Origin of the sequence: Streptococcus mitis, assembly GCF_946188695.1 — a bacterium.
GTDB lineage: Bacteria > Bacillota > Bacilli > Lactobacillales > Streptococcaceae > Streptococcus > Streptococcus mitis_DF.
In genome coordinates, this window is sequence record NZ_CAMHWI010000094.1 from 1 (window position 1) to 234 (window position 234).

General features: G+C 49.6%; 1 tRNA gene. It reads right to left on the reverse strand.

Features of this window, described 5'->3' with window-relative positions:
- Positions 1-158 precede the first annotated feature (158 nt).
- A tRNA-Ile gene (locus tag N8L33_RS10065) sits at positions 159-232 on the reverse strand.
- Positions 233-234 lie beyond the last annotated feature (2 nt).

Genomic DNA, 234 nt, shown 5'->3' on the forward strand with positions numbered 1-234 from the left:
TTCGAACCCACGCACGCTTTTACACGCCTGACGGTTTTCAAGACCGTTCCCTTCAGCCGGACTTGGGTAATCCTCCAAAATAGTTTATACGGGAACAAACCCGTGTCCTCTTAGTGAAAAGATAATGTTTCAATTCTCTAGTAATGGACTAAACACTATGGGCACGAGTGGACTCGAACCACCGACCTCACGCTTATCAGGCGTGCGCTCTAACCACCTGAGCTACGCGCCCAA